This window comes from Streptomyces sp. NRRL F-5630 (assembly GCF_000719475.1).
Lineage (GTDB): Bacteria > Actinomycetota > Actinomycetes > Streptomycetales > Streptomycetaceae > Streptomyces.
Genome location: NZ_JOGO01000097.1, coordinates 1 through 18,305, shown reverse-complemented (window position 1 = coordinate 18,305; position 18,305 = coordinate 1). Strand labels below are relative to the sequence as shown.

2 protein-coding genes are annotated in these 18,305 nt (G+C 72.7%); one reads left to right on the top strand and one right to left on the bottom strand.

The window, feature by feature from the left end:
- A partial coding sequence (locus IF99_RS0127825) for a lonely Cys domain-containing protein (RefSeq protein ID WP_031000709.1) occupies window positions 1-17,827 on the bottom strand: 17,827 nt, incomplete at its 3' end.
- 43 nt (window positions 17,828-17,870) lie between these two features.
- Here IF99_RS0127825 and IF99_RS31240 point away from each other — a divergent pair.
- A partial coding sequence (locus IF99_RS31240; protein WP_158716669.1) for a hypothetical protein occupies window positions 17,871-18,305 on the top strand: 435 nt, incomplete at its 3' end.

Sequence of the window (18,305 nt, the reverse complement as noted above, 5' to 3'; positions counted from 1 at the left end):
CCAACCGCACATGACGCACCTTCTCGCCCGTCAAATTACGCCCACGCGACGCACCCGACGGACTCACCATCAACGACTCCGCCGACCACGAAACACCCGCCGAAGAACCCGACACCTCACCAATCCGCAACCCCCCGACATCCGGCAACTGCCCCGAAGACGCGGGACCTGTCGAGTCGGCGAGGACCAACTCGTCCATCGCTGCCTCGATGGCGGAGGTGCCGGAGGTGGTCTGCTGCCGGGTGGCCTCGGTCCAGTCGCCGGGGGCGTTGGTGTCCGGCTCCGGGAGGGCGACGATGGTGAGCGGGGCCGAGGGATCGGCGGCGGTCAGTTCGAGGGGCCCGCTGTAGCTGAAGGCGGGGCGGCCGGTGCGCTGGGAGAACCGCTGCACCAGCTCCGGGCTCAGGACACCGGGGCCGGAGGTCAGGAAGAGGACGGGAGTGTCCAGGGGCGTGGTGCGCAGCGCCGGGTCGAGGCCGAGCAGGGCGAGGAACTCGTCCTCCGACACCGGGAGAGGGTTGCGGCCGGGGAGGTGCAGGACGATGTCGCCGTCCTCGTCCACCTCGACCAGGTTCAGGAGGGGATCGGGCAGCTTCGGTCCGACCCACTCCGGCACGACCTGCCGGGTGGTGGTGGTTCCGTCCGGCCCCCGCGTCACCTGCTGCACGCTGCGCCAGTTGATGCCCTCGGGCGCGGGCGTGTCGCTCCAGTAGACGCCTTGGACCTTCTGCCCCTGCCACAGCAGGGCGGCCGGGTCGAACGCACCGGTCAGCTTCAGGTGGTAGGCGGCCAGCAGATCGCGGTCGGTGATGTCCAGGCCCTCGGCAAGGGCCTTGGCGGTCAGGGCCCAGAGGGTCTTCTGCTGCGACAGGTCCCACGTGTCCGTGTCGTCCAGGTGCAGCACACCACGGCCGTGGGCTTCCCGCTCCGCCGGGGGTATCTCGTTGAACAGCGTCTTCGCGGCCCGGACCACCGCCCAGAGGGTGGACGCCACCTGCCGCGGGCTCGGCGTCGCCCCGGGGGCCAGCCCCTGCACCGTACGCAATACGGCCTCGCCCGACGTGCCCAGCTCATTGAGGGCCACCCTCACCGCCGGGGCCGGGACCTCCGTGCTGAGCGCCGCGCCGGGATCGGCGGCGACGCGGTCCCGGGCGAAGTCGAGGAGGGACTCGTACGCGGCCGTGTCCGGGATCCTCCCACTGTGCTGCCGCGCGTAGAAGGCCACCATGTCCCGCCGCAGCGGGGTGAGTCCGCTCAGCGCCGCATCGTTCGCGCGCAACGTCTCCAGCGCGCCGATGCCCTGGACCAGCCGCTCGTACCGGCCCCCCGGCACACCCCGGTCCGCCTCGACCTCGTTACCGAAGAGGTCCCGTAGCCCGCGAACGAGACGCAGCATGGTCGCCCGCGTCTCCTCCGACGCCGGACCCGTCCCCGTGTGCAGACCGGCCTCACGCGCCAGCCCGTCCAGCTCATGCGCCAGCGGCTCGGGCACGTGCGTGACCCGACGCCCGCTCTCCCCGGTGGCCGGGTCGAACAGCACACGATCCTTGGACGTCATGCCGGTCTGGACGGTGGCCGAAGTGGTCTCCCGCCTGCTTTCGTTCGCGGCGTACTGCCCGAGCGGGACATCGCCCCACGGGTCGTCGATGTGGGGTGGCGGCGCGGACCGGGGCTGGTCCTGATGCGGGTCGCCGTCCGACGCGCTGTAGCAGATCTCCAGGCCCAGCTTGTGCCCCGGGGGCAACTGCCGCACCTCGCGCAGCCCGGCGATGAAACGCGCCGCGTCCTGCTTGCCCAGCCACACCTTCCGGCCGTCGCGGAGGGCGAGCGTCACCCGGCCCGGCTTCCCGTGTGCGGCGAAGTTGTAGACCGCCGGATCAGCGGTCAGGTTCTCGACCTCCCCCTCCTGAAGACCGGAACCAGCAGGAACCTTGTGCACGAGTCGCAGCATGTTGCGGAACTTCCTGAACCGCTGCTCGAACTCCCGCAGGTGATCGCCCGCGCCGTCCTCGATCGAGATCTGGCCGTACCGCTCGTGGTCCTCGGAGACCATGGGCCGCAGATCGACGTCGCTGTCCCGGAACTTGGTCCCGTCCAGCGACGTCCACTCCCGGTCCTCGGACGGCAGCGTCGTGTCCAGGGGCTCGTACGGCACCCAGAGACCGATCGCCTTCGTCGCGTCACGGTCGACCAGCACCGGAAGATGCGCGTTCCCCGACCCGTCACCGACCAGACGGCCCTCACCGCTGGGGCCCACCACCGGCCGGCCCAGCAGGTTCGCCAGCACCTGCAGGTCCAGGGTCCGCTGCGCGAGCGGCACGGCCAGCAGCACCGGCACGTTCTTCGGCAGCTTCGCCAGCTCCGGGTCGGCCGCCAGCGCCTGGGCCAGCGTCTTCGTGTCCAGCACCCGGTCGTCGGGCAGCCGCAACCCGCCGGGATCGCCGTTCGCCGCGACGACATACGTCTCCTCCGGCCACGGCGCGTCCTCCTCCGACGCGATCTTCGCCAGCGTGTTGGGCCGCGTCTCGATCACACGCACCCGCCCCGGCAGCACCCGCTTCACCGGCTTGCCCGTCCAGTTCCGCCCCTGCCGCGCAGCCGACGGACCCGCGATCACCGTCTGCGGCGACAACATCGGATCCGACGCACCGGTGAACGTCCCGGACGCGGTCGGGGGCGCGGGCGCGGGAGCAGGCGCAGGGGCAGGCGCGGGCGCCGGAGCAGGCGTCGGCGCGGGCGCGGGTGCCGGAGCAGGCGCGGGGGTCGGCGCGGGAGCCGTGGAGGCGCCGGGGGCGGACGTGTTCGGCGGTATCCGGGTGGCCTTGGTCCAGCGGCCCGGGGCCTGGGTGACCGGGTCCGGGAGGGCGACGATGGTGAGCGGGGCCGAGGGATCGGCGGCGGTCAGTTCGAGGGGCCCGCTGTAGCCGTAGGCGGGGCGGCCGGTGCGCTGGGAGAACCGCTGCACCAGCTCCGGGCTCAGGACGCCGGGGCCGGAGGTCAGGAAGAGGACGGGAGTGTCCAGGGGCCTGGTGCGCAGCGGCGGGTCCAGGCTCAGCAGTTCCAGGAACTCGTCTCCGGAGACTTCGATCGGCGGCCCGCCGGGCAGGTGCAGCACGATGTTCCCGGCCCGGTCCACGTGGACCACCTTCAGGATGGGGTCGGGCAGCCCCGGTTGCGCCCATTCCGGCACGACCTGCCGGGTGGTGGTGGTCCCGTCCGGCTCCCGCGTCACCTGGTCGACGCTGTGCCAGTCGATGCCCTCGGGCGCGGGCGTGTCGCTCCAGTTGGCGCCCTGTGCCACGTTCCCCTGCATGAGCAGTTTGTCCTTGACGAACGCGAAGCCCTTCAGGTGGTAGGCGGCCAGGAGGTCGCGGTGGGTGACGTCCAGACCCTCCGCGATCGCCTTCGCGGCCAGGGCCCAGATCTTCTTCTGCTTCGCCAGGTCCCACGGGTCCGTGTCAGCCAGGTGCAGCACACTGCGGCCGTGTGCCTCCCGCTGCGCCGGCGGTATGTCGTGGAACAGCATCTGCGCGGCCCGGACCGTCGCCCACATGGTGGACGCCACCTGCTGCGGACTCGGCTGCACCCCGGGCGCCAGCCCCTGAACAGAACGCAACACGGCCTCGCCATACGTGGCGAGCTCACCAAGAGCCATGGTCAGAGCCGGGGACGGCAGCTCCGTACTGAGCTCCGCGTCCGGGCTCGCGGCCAAACGGTCCCGGGCGAAGTCGAGGAGCGACTCGTACGCGGCCGTGTCCGGGGTCCTCCCACTGTGCTGCCGCGCGTAGAAGGCCACCATGTCCCGCCGCAGCGGGGTGACCCCACTCAGCGCCGCATCGTTGTCGCGCAACGTCTCCAGCGCCCCGATGCCCTGGACCAGCCGCTCGTACCGGCCCCCCGGCACACCACGATCCCGCTCGACCTCGTTACCGAAGAGGTCACGCAGCCCGCGCACCAGACGCAGCATGGTCGCCCGCGTCTCCTCCGACGCGGCATCCGCTCCTTCGTGCAGGCCCGCGTCACGCGCCAACTGGTCCAGCTCGTGCGCGAGCGGCTCGGGGCGGAACCTGACAACGCGTCCCCTCGCCCCGCTCGCCGAGGCGTACAGCACCCGGCTGCTGTTCGTGAGACCCGTCCGCCCCGTGGCCGCGTCGGTGTCCCGCCTGCTCTCGTTGGCGGTGTACTGACCGAACGGGGCGTCACCCCACGGGTCGTCGATGTGGGGTGGCGGCGCGGTCGAGGGATGGTTCCGGCGCGGACTGCCGTCCGACGCGCTGTAACAGACCTCCAGGCCCAGCTTGTGCCCCGGAGGCAACTGCCGCACCTCGCGCAGCCCGGCGATGAAACGCGCCGCGTCCTGCTTGCCCAGCCGCACCTTCCGGCCGTCGCGGAGGGCGAACGAGATCCAGCCGGGCTGCGCGTGGGCGGCGAAGATGTAGATCGCCGGTTCGGGGGTGATCCACTCGAACTCGGCGTCCTGGTCACCGGTACCCGACGGCACCGTGTGCAGGATCCGCCGCATGTCGAGGTACGCCTTGAACTGCTGCTCCGACCTCCGCAGGCTCTCGCCGTCCCTCCCGGAGATCTGGCCGAACCGCTCGTGGTCCTCCGAGACCAGGGGCCGCAGATCCACGTCGCTGTCCCGGAACGCGACGCCGTCCAGCGATGTCCACTCCCGGTCCACGAACGGCAGCGTGGTGCCCAGGGGCCCGTACGGCACCCAGAGACCGATCGCCTTGTCCGCCGCCCGGTCGAACAGCGCCGGAAGATGCGCGTTCCCCGACCCGTCACCGACCAGACGACCCTCACCGCTGGGACCCACCACCGGCCGGCCCAGCAGGTTCGCCAACGCCTGCAGATCCAGGGTCCGTTGCGCGAACGGCACGGCCAGCAGCACCGGCACGCTCTTCGGCAGCTTCGCCAGCTCGGGGTCGGCCGCCAGCACCTCGGCCAGCGTCTCCGTGTCCAGCACCCGGTCATCCGGAAGGCGCAAGCCGCCGGGATCGCCCTCCGCCGCGACGACAAACGTCTCCTCCGGCCACGACGCGTCCTCCTCCGACACGGTCCTCGCCGGAGTGCCCGGCCGCACCGCCGTCACACGCACCCGGTCCGGCGACACGCGCTTCACCGGCTCACGGGTCCAGTTCCGCCCCTGGGCGCCCCCCGACGGACCCGCGATCACGGTCCGCGGCGACAGCGTCGGATCCGAGGCACCGGCGAACACCCCGGAGGCAGGGGGAACGGGGGCCGTGGAGGAGGAATCGGACGGGTCGGCGGGCGGCGCGAAGGTGAGCGGCTCGTCCGTGTCGGCCGGGCGGGACGACGTCGACCGCTCCGCCCGCGCCGGCTCCGACAAGGGCTGCCCGCCGAACCGGCCGGAGCGGGTGGGACGGGCGGGGGCCGAGGACATGGAGCCGCGCAGGGACGGCCCCTCACCGATGCCCTCCATACGGCGGCCGGTCTCCAGCGCCCTCGCGAGGCCCGGCAGCCCTGCCCACGCCTGGCTGTGCCGGCGTGCCTGCTCGGCCAGTTCCTGCCGGACCGCGGTCAGGTCCCGTTCGATCCCGTGGAGCTCGGCCTGGATCGTGTCGCGGACCCTGGTCTCGCGCCGGAGGTCATCGTCCGCCTGCCGCACCGCACGCTCCGCCCGGGCCACGGCCTCCTCGGCGCGTGTCAGCTCCCGGTCGAGGGTGTTCTCCCGCTCGCGGGCCTCCACGAGGCCGGTCCGGAGCCCGTCGGCCTTCTCGCGGGCGGTGGTCATCGCCTCCTGGTACCGCTGACGGTCCCGTGTCGCGGCCATCCCCTCCTCCCGGATGGCGTCGGCGCGCTCCTCGGCCGCGTCCAGGGCGCTCTGCCGCTCGGCGGCGGCCGGGCCGGTCTCCGGGGATGCCTCGACGAGCTGCTCAAGGCGTTCCACCTCGGCCAGCGCCCGCTGCCACTGCTCCCGAAGCCGCCGCTCCTCCTGCGCGGCGGCGTCGTGCTGTACGCGCGCGTCACGGGCGGCCGTGTCCAGCCGCGCGATCTCCGCCTCCGTGCCGGTGATCCCGCCCCGGACCCCGGCGAGCTCCGTCAGGACGTTGCCGGCGGTGCGGACGGCGACGGTGTGGGCCCGCTCGGCCTCCTCGTGCGCGGTGGTGGCGGTGTCCACGGCGCTGTCCGCGGACGACAGGGCCTGCCGCGCACCGGGCTGCCTCCGTATCAGCACCTCTTCCCGGTGACGTGCCGCCGCCTCGGCCCCCACCGCCTGGAGGAAGGTGCCGATGGCGTTGCGTATGTCCGCCCAGGAATCGAGCGTGGCCTCGGTCGTGTCGGCGAGGGAACCGTCGGCGTCGAACGGCCAGTTGCGCAGGCCGTGGTCGGTGCGTACGACCAGTTCGACCGGCTTCCCGGCCAGCGCGGCCGTACGGGAGGCGACGAACAGGGCACGGCCGAGGCGGGTGCCGTCCGGGTCGGGTCCGAGCGCGAGCCACAGTTCCGCCGAGGCGTCCTGCTCGTCGATGCCGTCCGCCAGCACCCCCGGCAGGTCGGTGGCCGGATGGCGCGCCCAGTCCCGCAGGTCGTCCGCGTCCTGGTCGGCGAGCATCGCGGGCAGGTCGTAGATACGGGGGCCCGGGCGCGGCGGGGTGACACCGAAGCCGAGCACGTCGCGTTCCCACAGGCGGGTGGTGGAGCTGCCGGTGACGTACCGGGTGCCCTCAGGACCGTTCACCGTGATGACGGTGTCGACCAGGGTCTCGTAGACGCGCGTGCCATGCCGGTCCGCGGGCATGGAGGTGGAGCCGATGCGCATGTGGGTGAACGTGGAGGCGGACACGTTGCCGCCGGTGGAGAGGGCGTGGGGCTGCTGCGCCGCCAGCGGGAAGGTCACGCCCAGCACCTGGAAGTTGCCGTTCGCCAGGCTGTAGGTGCCCTGCTGGTTCAGGGCGAAGGAACTCGCGGCCGATGAGGTCGTCGTGGAGGTGCGGACCTGCCTGCGGACCCGGTCCACGGCGAGGTCGCCCCCGTCCGTGACCGGTCGCGGGTGGTGCAGCGAGATCTCCAGGGACGGCGCGGTGCCGGGAGCCTGGAGCGGCCAGCTTCCGGGCATCGTGGTGGTCAGGCCCGCCGCCGTGCGGGACGGGTCGAGGCTGATCTCACCGGCCTGGATCAGCTCGCCCAGCCGGGCGGCCACGGCTTCCGCCGAGGCGTTCGCGGGCAGTCCCCAGGACGCGGCCATGCGCGGGTCGACGGCGCGCAGCGCCTCCATGAGCTGCGGGGCGGCGTTGTAGTCGTACACCGTCGTCGGCCCGGTCGGCTCCAGGCGTGCGCCGTCCGGGAAGGGCAGGGTGCCCTCGGTCCTGGCGTCGCTCGGTGACAGCAGCAGCGGGTCACGGGTGAGCAGGGCGGGGGGCCGGGGCCCCGCGTGCTGCCGCGGCTCGACGGCCTCGGAGGCGATGAACCGCAGTGCCGTCGCGGCCGGTACGGAGACCCGGCTGACCGGCCGGCCCCGCAGCAGGCGCCCGATCCAGGTGTGCACCCGCCGCGCGAGGTCTCCTTCGAGGCCGGACAGGTTCAGCAGCCCGCCCTGGAAGAGCCCGCCCGGGATGTTGGCCGGCCACGCCCAGACGAGCTGGGAGCGGACCGTCCCGGTGAAGCGGTAGTCGAGGTCGAAGTCGGCGACACTCCCCGCACGCGTCCAGAAGCGGTCCTCGTCCGTCCGGTCGGACCGGGCGGTGCGGGCGCGGGTACTGGTCAGCGCGATGGAGGGGCCCTCGCGGTCCGTGCGGCCGGGGTCACCGGGGCGCGGATAGCGGGAGACGAGGTTGACCGTCCCCTGACGGGTCGTGGTGACGCCGGAGGATGTCATCTTCCCCTGGGGGATGTGCGTGTCGACCTGCTCCAGGCCGCCGCCCTCGTCGGCCGGACGGCCGCGTACGCCGCGCAGGGCGGGCGTCTGCATCATCGGCTCGGCGCTCAGAGCCACCTCGACCAGTCGGGCCCCGCCGTACGCGACGTGGAGGAAGTAGACGCGTTCCTGGCCGCCGGGGCCGCGGCCGGGCAGGGCGCGCAGCGCCGCGGGCTCGGTGACGCGGGCGATCTCGGCATCCACACCGGGCAGGTAGGAGGCGTGTCCGGGCTGCAGGACGCCCGGCGCCTCGTTCTCCACCAGCGTGGTCAGCTCCCGGCCCATCCGGTCCCGGCGCTCCCTGCGGTGCGTCGTGTCGTCGAGCTGGGTGACCGACAGCACGTTCGCCTTGCCGAGCTGGCGGCTCCGGACGAACCGGCCGGGAAGCGGGACAGTGAGCTGATGCCGCGTCGGGCTCGGGATTCCGGACAGCCCCGGGTACCACGCCGCCATCCGGGCCATGGCCTCGGCGGGAGCCAGGTACGTCAAGCCGAGGGGCAGGTCGATCGCGACCGTCACCGGGGCGAAGCTGCCGAGGCCGACGGTGTTCCCGGCCACGTTGCGCACGCCCCACTCGACGGTCACAAGCAGCGTCAGGTCGTTGCCGATCCACCGCTTGTCGCCCGTCTCCTCCGAGGTACGCGCGATCTTCGTACCGGAGTTCACGGTGCTGATCTCGTCGGTGCGGCGGGACTGGGAGTACCGGCCGCCCGGGTTGGCCTGGTGGACCAGGAGGTCGGGCGGCGTCGGGGCCGACTGCAAGGCCGTGAGCTGGAAGTTGCCCTGATGGGTGACCCCGACGCCGCGCTGCCGGCCCGCGGTGTCGCCGGCCGTGACGCCCTGCTCGGAGTAGAGCGACTCGGAGCCCAGATTGCTGGGGTTGGTCAGGTAGCCGCTGATCTTCAGCTTCATGACCTGGTCCGCCGCCATGCCGGGCAGCGTCAGGCCCTCCACCACGTACACGCCGCCCAGGATCTGCGGTGCCCGGGAGACGAGCTGGGCCGGACGGATCGCGTCGTGCCGGGCCTCGGAGGCGACGGTGCCCTGGTCGTTGAGCGAGGCGCCCGCCACGGCGACCGACGTCCACTTGTAGGTCGCCACCACTCCGTCCGCGGAGCTCCTGGCCGCCCAGCTCAGGGGTGTCGCGGCCCAGTTGACCGCCGAGCCGACCCGGTTGACCGCACCGGTCAGGCCGTCCGGCAGCGACTCCTTCACGGCGGATCCCCGCTTGGCGGCCTCCGTGGCCAGGTCGGTCAGGGTCACGGAGGCACGCCGCACCGCCCGGCCCACCGGTCCCTGCTCCGGGTGTCCCGGGTAGGTCCCCGCGACGATCTGCCGCAGGGCCTCCATCAGCGCGGCGGTGGCACGGACGGTGTCCACGGTCGCGCCCACCGGCAGCCGGGTCAGCCCCGGCAGCGGGCGGCCCTGGTCGTCGACCATGTTCAGGCGCCGCCGGTCGTCCGTCGGCCCGCCGTCGGTGACCGGTTCCCGGATCACGTGTCCGGGCCGGGGGGCGGCGGGTACGAGGCTCCTGACGGGCGCGTGGGTCCGGTAGTGGGGCACCAGCAGCGTGACGTTGCCCGGCACGGTGTGCGGGGTGGCGCCCGGGGCCAGCAGTTGCGTCCCGTCCGTGGCAGCCGCCGTGCCCGTGCCGTCGTCCCCGTCCGTTCCCGCCTCGTCGGCGAAACGGATGCGCGGCTCGTCCCCGGGGCCCTCGTACAGGTCCAGGGCGAGCCTGGCGGGCACCTCGAACAGCTCGGTGCCGTTCTGGGTCGTCACGACGAGCTGGTCGAAGCTGACCGAGTCACCGGTGTTCCCGGTGTCCGTGAGCTGCCCGGTGCCCAGGTAGTCCGGAGCCGCGTTCAGTCCCCAGGAGCCGTCCGCGAGGGGGATGTTGAAGCCGCCGCCGGCGCCGGCGGCACCGCTCAGCGCCGTGCCCCGCTGCCGACCGCCGCTGGACTCGTACGAGCTGAAGCCGATCTGGAGGAGGTCGGGCAGCCTGCGGGTGTGGACCGAGGGCCGCCCGGTGTCCCGCGAGACGGAGAACCGCAACTGCACCCGGCGGGTCCCCGAGACGGCGTTCGGCCGCTTGAACCACTCCGGCTGGCCGCCGTCCACCCCGTCCGGCGACGACGTCGCCTGGCCGAACGTCGAACGCATCTGCCGCAGCAGCCGCAGGTTCTCGAGCTGGGCCAGGACCAGCGGCTCGTCGAGCCGGAACGGCAACGACCGCCGCCGGGGCGCGAGCGGCGGCAGGAACCCTTCCTTGCGCAGCCATGCCTCCGCGCGGTCGAACATGGCGTCCGCTCCCTCGATCTTGAGGGGCGTCTCGGTGTATCCGATGCTCTCCAGGTTCTCCAGGTGCGCGGGAAGCTCCCGCACCTCTTCCGGGGTGGGCTGGTGTCCCCGCATCGTCGCCCGCTGGGCGATCCGCAGGCGCAGCGCGTCGTCCCACGGCCCGAACGCGCTGCTGACCTGACCGCCGCCGGCCCGGTGCAGCGTCACGGTGTAGGTGACCCGGGCGGGGGTGAGCAGGTGACTGGCCTTGGTCCGGACGCCGTGCATCAGCGTGGCGCTGCTGACGTTGCTCAGCCCCTCGTTGACCTGCCAGTTGACCCCGGCCTTGCCCATGATGTTGCCGCCGAACGACGACCCGGCGGCCGGGTGTCCCTCGGCGTGGTCGGCGGTGAACGACGGGCCGCCCGAGCCCTCGATCCCCAGGCCGCTGGTCAGCTTCGCCGACCGGTCCACGCTGGAGGAGTGCGCGAACCACGTCTCCAGCGTGGACTTGCCGTCGGCGCTCTTCCGCATCGGCCGGCCCGGTTCGATCACCGCGGTGAGTTCGAGCATGCCGACCGCGTTGCCGTCCTTGTCCAGCAGCGTCGGCGAGAACACCCCGCCGTCCCGCTGGAGGTGTGGAGTGCCCTGCAGCATCCGCTGGGACAGGTAGTTCTCCAGCGCGCTCGCCGAGTCCTCGTTGAGGTGTTTCAGAGAGACGAAGTTGTCGTCCTGGAGGAGCTCGGTCAGCAGCCGGCGCGGTTCGCCGACGCTGTCGCCGCCCCACAGCGGCAGGTCGTCCACGCCTCCGTGCTCCGGCAGGTCGGCGGAATCGGCGCCGTCGAAGGCGAGGTGCTCCTGGAACCAGATCGTGAGCGCGCCGTGCGACTGCTCCGGCTGCCAGCCGCCGATCGGATCCTCGCGGGGGGTGTCCACGCGCACCTGCCAGCGCCCGTCGACATCCAGCGGGTGGGCGGGTTCCTCGGCCTGCTGCCTGCTCGTGACCATGAAGGTCTCGGCGACGGTGATGGACTGGACGAGCTGGTTGTGCGTCGCGGACAGGTTGACCGTGGTGTCCCCCCAGCGCAGCGCCCCGGGGGCGAGGTGCGGGAAGATCGCGCTCCAGGGCACCGTTCCGGTGCGGACGGTCCCCGAGGTCTCCCCGCTCGAGGACGTCGGTCCGCCCGCGGCCCGGAACGACACCTGCATGTCGGGCAGCGTCGGGGGGCGCTGACCGTCGTTCCGGCCGTACTTCGCGGACGGCCCGGCATCGGCGTAGGCGAGTCGTACGTCCACCGACCGGTCGCGGCCACCGTGCCGGACGGTGATCCTGTGGCCCTGCTGACTGCGCAGGTACGGCCGGTTCAGCTCGACTTCCTCGGCGCTCAGCACATCGCTGAGCTGGACCCGCAGCGCGCGGCCCTCCGAGGTGCCCGGGTCGGCCCCGAGGGCGGCGATGACCTGTCCGTACAGGCCCTCCAGGACGGAGTCCGGGGTCGGTTCGTGGGCGACGAGACCGACGTGCCCGTCGTACCGGGTGCCGTGCTCGCGCGCGTACTCCGACAGCTCGCCGGGCGTGGCCGCCGGGGGCGGAACCACCGTCGCCCCCGACTGGACCGCGTCGGTGGCGGGCGACCCCTCGGTGGCGAGCAACCCATCGGTGTCAGGTGCCTCGCCGGAGAAGGTGTGGAGGGTGCCCTGTTCGGCGGAGGTGCCGGGCAGGACGGACGGCTGCCGGTTCTGCCAGTGGGCGACGTCCTGCCGGGCCGGATCGCCCGCCAGGACGATCACGCTCTCGTTGCGCGACGGGTCGAAGACGGGAGCGCTCGGCAGCTCGGACAGCACGGTCGTGCGCGCCGTGCCGGAGCGGCCCGCGACATGCTGGGCGAGGCCGCCGGGGTTGGTGTGGGTGCCGACCATGAGGAGCGGCGCGGCGAGGGCGATCTGCTGGTGGACGCGGTCGTGACGCAGCAGCGCGGCGACCTCGCTGCCCGGCACCCACCGGCTGGAACCGTCGGGCCACGGCATCGACAGATGACCGTTCGTGCTGTCCGCGTAGACCACGTACGCGCGCGCGGACGAACTGGACGGAGCCGTCGGCCACCCCTGGGCGTACCGCGTCCCGTTCTCCACGGACCCGTCCGGCGAGACGACATAGCCCTGGGTGGTGATGTCGCCCGTGACCTGCCGGCCGGTCCAGTTGCGGCCCATCGGCACACCACGGGTCGTGAGACGCGTGCCGTCGTCCAGGAAGCCGTGACGCACCAGGTCCCACGCCGCGAGATCCGCCGGATCGGTCGTGTCGAACCCGGACACCGCCGCGCCTGCCATGAGCCACAACAGCCGGTCACCGGCCTGGTCCGCCGACAGGTCCACCGAGGCGGGCAGGTGCAGGACCTTCCTCGCCAGCGCCACCGGATCCGGCACGGCCCGCAGCGCTTCCGCGCCCTTGACGGTGCCCCACACCAGCCGGCTCAGGTCCGCCCGCGTCACCGCCTGCCCCGCGGGGAGGCGCAGCACGTCGGCGGCGAGCGCGGAAAGGTCCTTCCCGGCCAGCCGCTTGAGCGCCCAGTCGAACGACGGCAGTTGCGTGTACGCGTGCAGCGTCAGCCGGCCGTCCTGGGCCTCGTCCGCCTTCCGGGCCGCGTCGAACAGCACCCGGCGGATGTCGTCCGGGGGCGGTGCGTCATTGCTGGTGCGCTGATGACGCGCGTGAACGACCAGGTGCAGATGGTGCAGGGTGAACGGGCCCGCCACCCGCAGATGGGGGTCGGCCCGGCGCATGTTCTCCAGCGCGCCGATCCCCCGCAGCAACGTCCGGTACTCGCCCTGCGGATTCGCCTTGTCCGCCTCGATCTCCGGGCCGAACGACCGGCGCAGGGCCCGCACCAACCGCAGGGTCCCGTCCTGGACCTGCTCGGAGGCCGGACCTGATCCGGAATGCAGACCCGCCCACCGCGCCCTGCGCGTCAGCTCGGCCGCATCCGGGTCCGGGGGCAGCAGGCGCCGCACGCCCTGCTCGCCCGAGGGCCCGGTCAGCACACCCGTCTTCGGGTGCGCACTCCGCACCAGCACATGGACGCGGTCCACCGCGAGCACATCGGCATCGCTGCCGTTCGCCACACCCTGCGCGTAAGAGGTCGTACCCAGGACGTCGAACACGTACGGCGGCGTTCCCGCGTCCGTCAGATACGGCAGATCCTCCGCGAGGGCGTCGGCCCAGCACGCCCCCAGATCGATGACGGCATGCGGGCCGAGCTTCCGCATACTCGGCCGGCGGGTGAGGAACCGGCCCGTCTCCACACCGCCCACCTGAACCGGTGGACGGCCGTCCGTCACCTCCATCACTCCCCGCATCGGCATTCCGTGCTGCGAGAAGTGATAAACCGGCCGCCCCGCCTCGAGAAGCGGTTCCGCCTCGCCGAGCGCCCGCTCAGTCACCGGGTCGAACTGCGAGAACTCGGAAATCTCCCCCAGAGCCTCAAGCATCGGCTCATTCAGAACGAGGTCGGAGTCGGACATGGTCACCCGGCCGAACGACCGGCCCTCGTCGGCGATGGTCCGCGTCTTGATCGAACTGTCCGGAAGCACCATTCCGTCCAGCGCGGTGACAAATCCCTCGTCCGCGATACCGCTCGGCCCGAGATCATTCGCATCGCTGCCGAACCAGCCACCCAGAGGAATCCCCTGCGAGCGCTGATTCTCCACGACGATCCTGCTCAACCCGGAATCCACGTCGTGGACCAGGCTCACCAGACCACTGTGCGCCCAGATCCCGTCCCGGCCCGCCCGGAACGCCAATGTCCGGGGCATGGCCAGGCCCTGGTCACCACCGTGGTTCAGCACGAGCACGACCGGCGTCCCGGCCGGGAGCCCCGTCACTCCGGGGTCGCGCGCCACCAGCTCCACGAATTCCTGCCACGGAATCCGCAACTCACCCTGGCCCCACGGCACCACCACGTGATCGTGGCCACCCTGGGCCACCACCACATAGGCACCGCGGCTGTTGTCCCACATCGGCGCGAGCGGACCCTGGAACTGGCCGTTACGCCGCTGCCACACCTGCGACGTATCCACCACACCCACCGGCTGCCCGGTGAGATTCAGACCCTGATACGAACCGTCCCCGAAGACAATATGGCGCTCGTGATTCAACGCGCCATTGGCCGCCACGTGATACGAACCGAGTGACGTGACACTCGACGACCAGCCGGCGGCCATCGCGTTCTCCACCAACGCGAACAGCGCGGTACGGGAGTTCGCGTCCACGACCGCACCGTCACTCAAGTGCAGAATCCGCCGCGCCAGCCCATCGACGTCGAAAACGCCACCGGGATTCTCCAGCAGCCTCAACCGCTCCAACTCGGCGACCGCACCCGAATACCGCGGCGACACCACCTCGGCCGTCACCCGGCCCGGACCACCGTTCCCCACCCGCACAGTGATCCCGAACGAGTCCGCGAGATCACCCGCGCCCAGCTCCTCCAACGCCCGCGTCAGGTCATCCGAGAACAACCCGGAAACCGCGCCCACACGATCCCGGGCCGAACGCCCACTCCGGCCGAACCCCGTCAACACCACCTCGGGCGCCGACAACCCCGCCCGCAGATTCAGCAGCCCCGCCGACGCGACCTCACGCGCCAACGCCTTCAGCTCACGACGCTCGTCCCGGCCCACCGAGGACGAACCCGCGTCGAACCCGACCACCACCGGGGAAGACCCGGGCGCACCCCCCAGCAGACGCGGGGGCAGGCCCAGCTCACGCCGTACCCGACCCGCCAGTTCCACACCCGAGACGGCGTCCGCGCCATGTACGGCGAGGTGTTCGGCCACCTGTCGCACGGCGTCACGGAAGTCGCCGCGCGCATGGCGTGAGTCGGCGAGTACGGGGTGCAGCTCCAGCGGCAGCACCAGCGACGTCGCCCGCCGCCAGGCTTCGGCCGGGTCCGTGCCGACCGGTACGCCGGACGCCTGGAACGTCGCGAGCGCGAAGCCTTCGTAGGCGTCACGCCAGGTACGGCGGGCGGCGCGTGCCGCGATGCCGTCGAGCGTGTCGCTCCAGGGCCCGGGCCGGTTCATCAGCAGCCGGACGTGGCTGACGGCGTCGAGCCCGCTGTCCCGGACGGAGGCGACTCCGTTGAGGGCGAGCTGGAGCCCGGCGGGGCCGTCGTTCAGTGTGATGCCGGCGGTGGTCAGCTCGTCCTCGGTGACGGTGTCGTCGAGTGCCAGTCGCGGCGGGTCGTCGGGCAGGTCGTCCGCGGTGACCAGGGCGGCGGTGAGCCGCCGTTCGGCGTCCGTACGGCTGACACGCGGGACGATCGCCGCCACCGCGGCGTCGGCAGCGCTGTCCGCGCCGAGGTCACGCAGCCGGTCCACGGCGGCGTCGAGCCGCCGCTGGGCGTGTGCCACGTCCTGCCACGCGTCGTACAGCCTGGCCGCGTCGTCGGTGCCTCCCCGGCCGCTCTCCACGCGCTGGTCGAGGACGCCCGCGGTCCTGACGGCCTGCTGGAAGGCGGTGAGGGCGTTCTCGTGCTCCTGGCGTGCTTCCGCGAGGGCGAGGTCGACCGCGAAGGTGTCGGTGACGTCGGTGATGTCGGTGATGTCGGCCTGGGTCGCATCGCCGACGGGGTCCGGGCCGAGATCCGTGCTCCTGCCTTTGCCCTTGCCCTTGCCCGCGCCCGGTCCCTGGCCCGTGCCCTGGCCCATGCCGGGTTCGGGCGTGGGGGCGGGAGGCGGCGGGGTCTCGTCGGGAGCCGGCGCCGCGGTCGTGGCGGGCGGGGCCGGCGGCGGGGCGGTGTCCGGCTGCTCTTGGTCCGTGCCCGTCACGGCGGCGGTGCCCGGGGCCGAGGTGGTGCGGACAGGGGCGGGGGGCGGGATCGCCCCGGCGGGGCCGGACTGGTCGGATACCGGCATCCGCGGTGCGCCGGTGGAGTCGTCCAGGCCGCTGGGGGGCCGGGTGCCGCGCGCGGAGAGCGGGTGGTCGATGGCGGACGCACCGGTACCGGTGACGCTCTGGATGACGTCCTCGATGGTCCCCAGATAGCTCAGCGGCACGGCGGGCGCCGGATCGGGCCACCCACCGCGACCGGCCATGCGGTCCTGGCTGTCGCTCTGTCGCACCAGCCGGCGGAACACCGCCTCGGCCGCCCGGCCCCGGTCCGGCACGCCCGCGTAGTTCAGCAGGGTGTGGAGTACGGCCGCGTCGTCCCGCGCCTGCCGCTCCGCCGTTTCCTCCGGGGAGACGGCGGGGTCGGCGGTGTGGAGCCGCCAGTTCAGCTGGTCGGAGTCGTCCGGCCGGGGTGTCCGGCTCAGCTCGATGGCCTCGGCGTGACCGGGTGCCGGTATGAGCGTGAGGTCGATATGAAGCTGGTCACCCGATCTCGGCAGCAGCAGACCGTTGTTCAGGCGAGAGTCCAGGAGCGTTCGCATCCGGCCCTGGAGCCCGGCGAGTTCGTCCGGGGTGAAGCCCTCCCCGGCGCGAACCGGCAGGTGGAGGGACACGTTGCTCATCCAGCGGCCGTCGTCGGCCTGGATCCGCTGGACCCACATCCGTACGCGGGTCTCCCGGCTGTCGAGCGGTCCGGGGCCGGGGTTCTGGCCGGAGTCCAGGTCCGGGGCCGGGTCGATCCGTTCGGTCCGCACCGGGACGGCGGGCGCGTCGTGGCGGCCGGCCCGCCACTGCTCGGGCCGGACCGGATCGGCGACCGGGGCGGCGAGTTCCGGCATCCGCGGGGACACGTCCGCAGCGGTGTCCGTGTTGGTGTCGGTGGCGGTGTTTGTGCCGGTGTCGGTGTTGGTGCCGCTGCTGGTGCCGGTGTCGGTGCTGCCGGGCGTGGCGTCACCGGTCGGTGCGTCGCCGCCGAGCGTGTCCGTGCGCGGTCCACCGGCCAGAGCCGTGCCGGCCGGCTGCGGCGACGGGGGCGGCGTCGCGGTCTCGTCCAGTCGCGGGGCGTCGGAGGACGTGCGCAGTCCCGGCGGCGGGGCCGGGGCGGTGTCGGGCCCGGTCGTGTCCGTCGTCGTGCGCGTCCCGAGGTCCGTGACGGTGTCGTCCGTGACACCCGGGGGCGGCGGGGTAAGCGACCGATTCGTACCGTCGGTCCGCTCTTGCTGACGGTCCTCGTCCTGGTCCGCCCGCTGGTCCGGCAGGTCGCCCGGATCGCTCAGGTCGATCAGGTCGCCCGGGTCGTTCAAGTCGCCCGGGTCGTTCAAACCGGTCCGCGAGGACTGCTGCGACTGGTTCCCCGTGCCGGACGTGCCCTGCTGCGCACCGGGCGGGGTGCTCTGTGTTCCCGGTGCGGGCGTCGTGGCGTTCGGGCCGGTCGAGGTGCTGACGGGGGCGGGCGGTGCGACGGCGCCGGGTTCCGCCTCGGGCACCGGCGGGGCGCCCTGCGCCTGCCGGTGCGGGCTGTCCTCCAGGCCCGCCTGTGTGCCCGTGTTCCGGCCGGACGTGCCGCGCCCTGGCAGGTCCTCCTGACCGGTGGAATCGTTCTGGACCTCGCGCGTCCCGTCCTGACCGCTCGACGCGTCGTCGTCGAGGCCGGTCTCCAGGTTCCTCTCGCCGAGCCCGTTCGTGCTGCTCGGGTCCGGGGTGGTGGAGGTCGAACTCTTCGGCGCCTGGATTCCCTGCGGGAGGTCGCTGGACGACCTCGACAGGTCCGAGGTCACACCACGTGTCGGATCCGGCGTCAGATCCGGCGACTCAACCGGCGTGAAGTCGGGCGTGAGATCCGGCGTGAAGTCGGTGTTCGAACTGGACGAGGGCCCGGGGTTGCGCGCGGACGTGGGTCCCGACGTCAGCGGGTTGGTGTCCGGCAGGGACGAGGCCGGGGAGATGGAGGGCGAGAGCGATGGCGAGTCCGGCGACGACGTGGGCGGCGGCAGATACGGGACCTGCGACCCGCTCGTGCCGTTGAAGTTAACCGTATTCGTGAGGTTGTTCGCACTGTTGAAGCTGTTCGTGCCGCCCGTGGTGCCCGTGCCGCCCGGTGTCCGTGTACTGAGGTCAGGTGGCGCGGACAGCGCGTCGGTGCCGCCTTGGGGCAGTGTGTTCAGGGTGCCCGGGGAGGAGTACACCGGCGGCGGCGTGTACGGGGGCGGCGCAGGGGCATCGATGCCGCTGCCGAGCCCGTCCGGCAGATCGGAC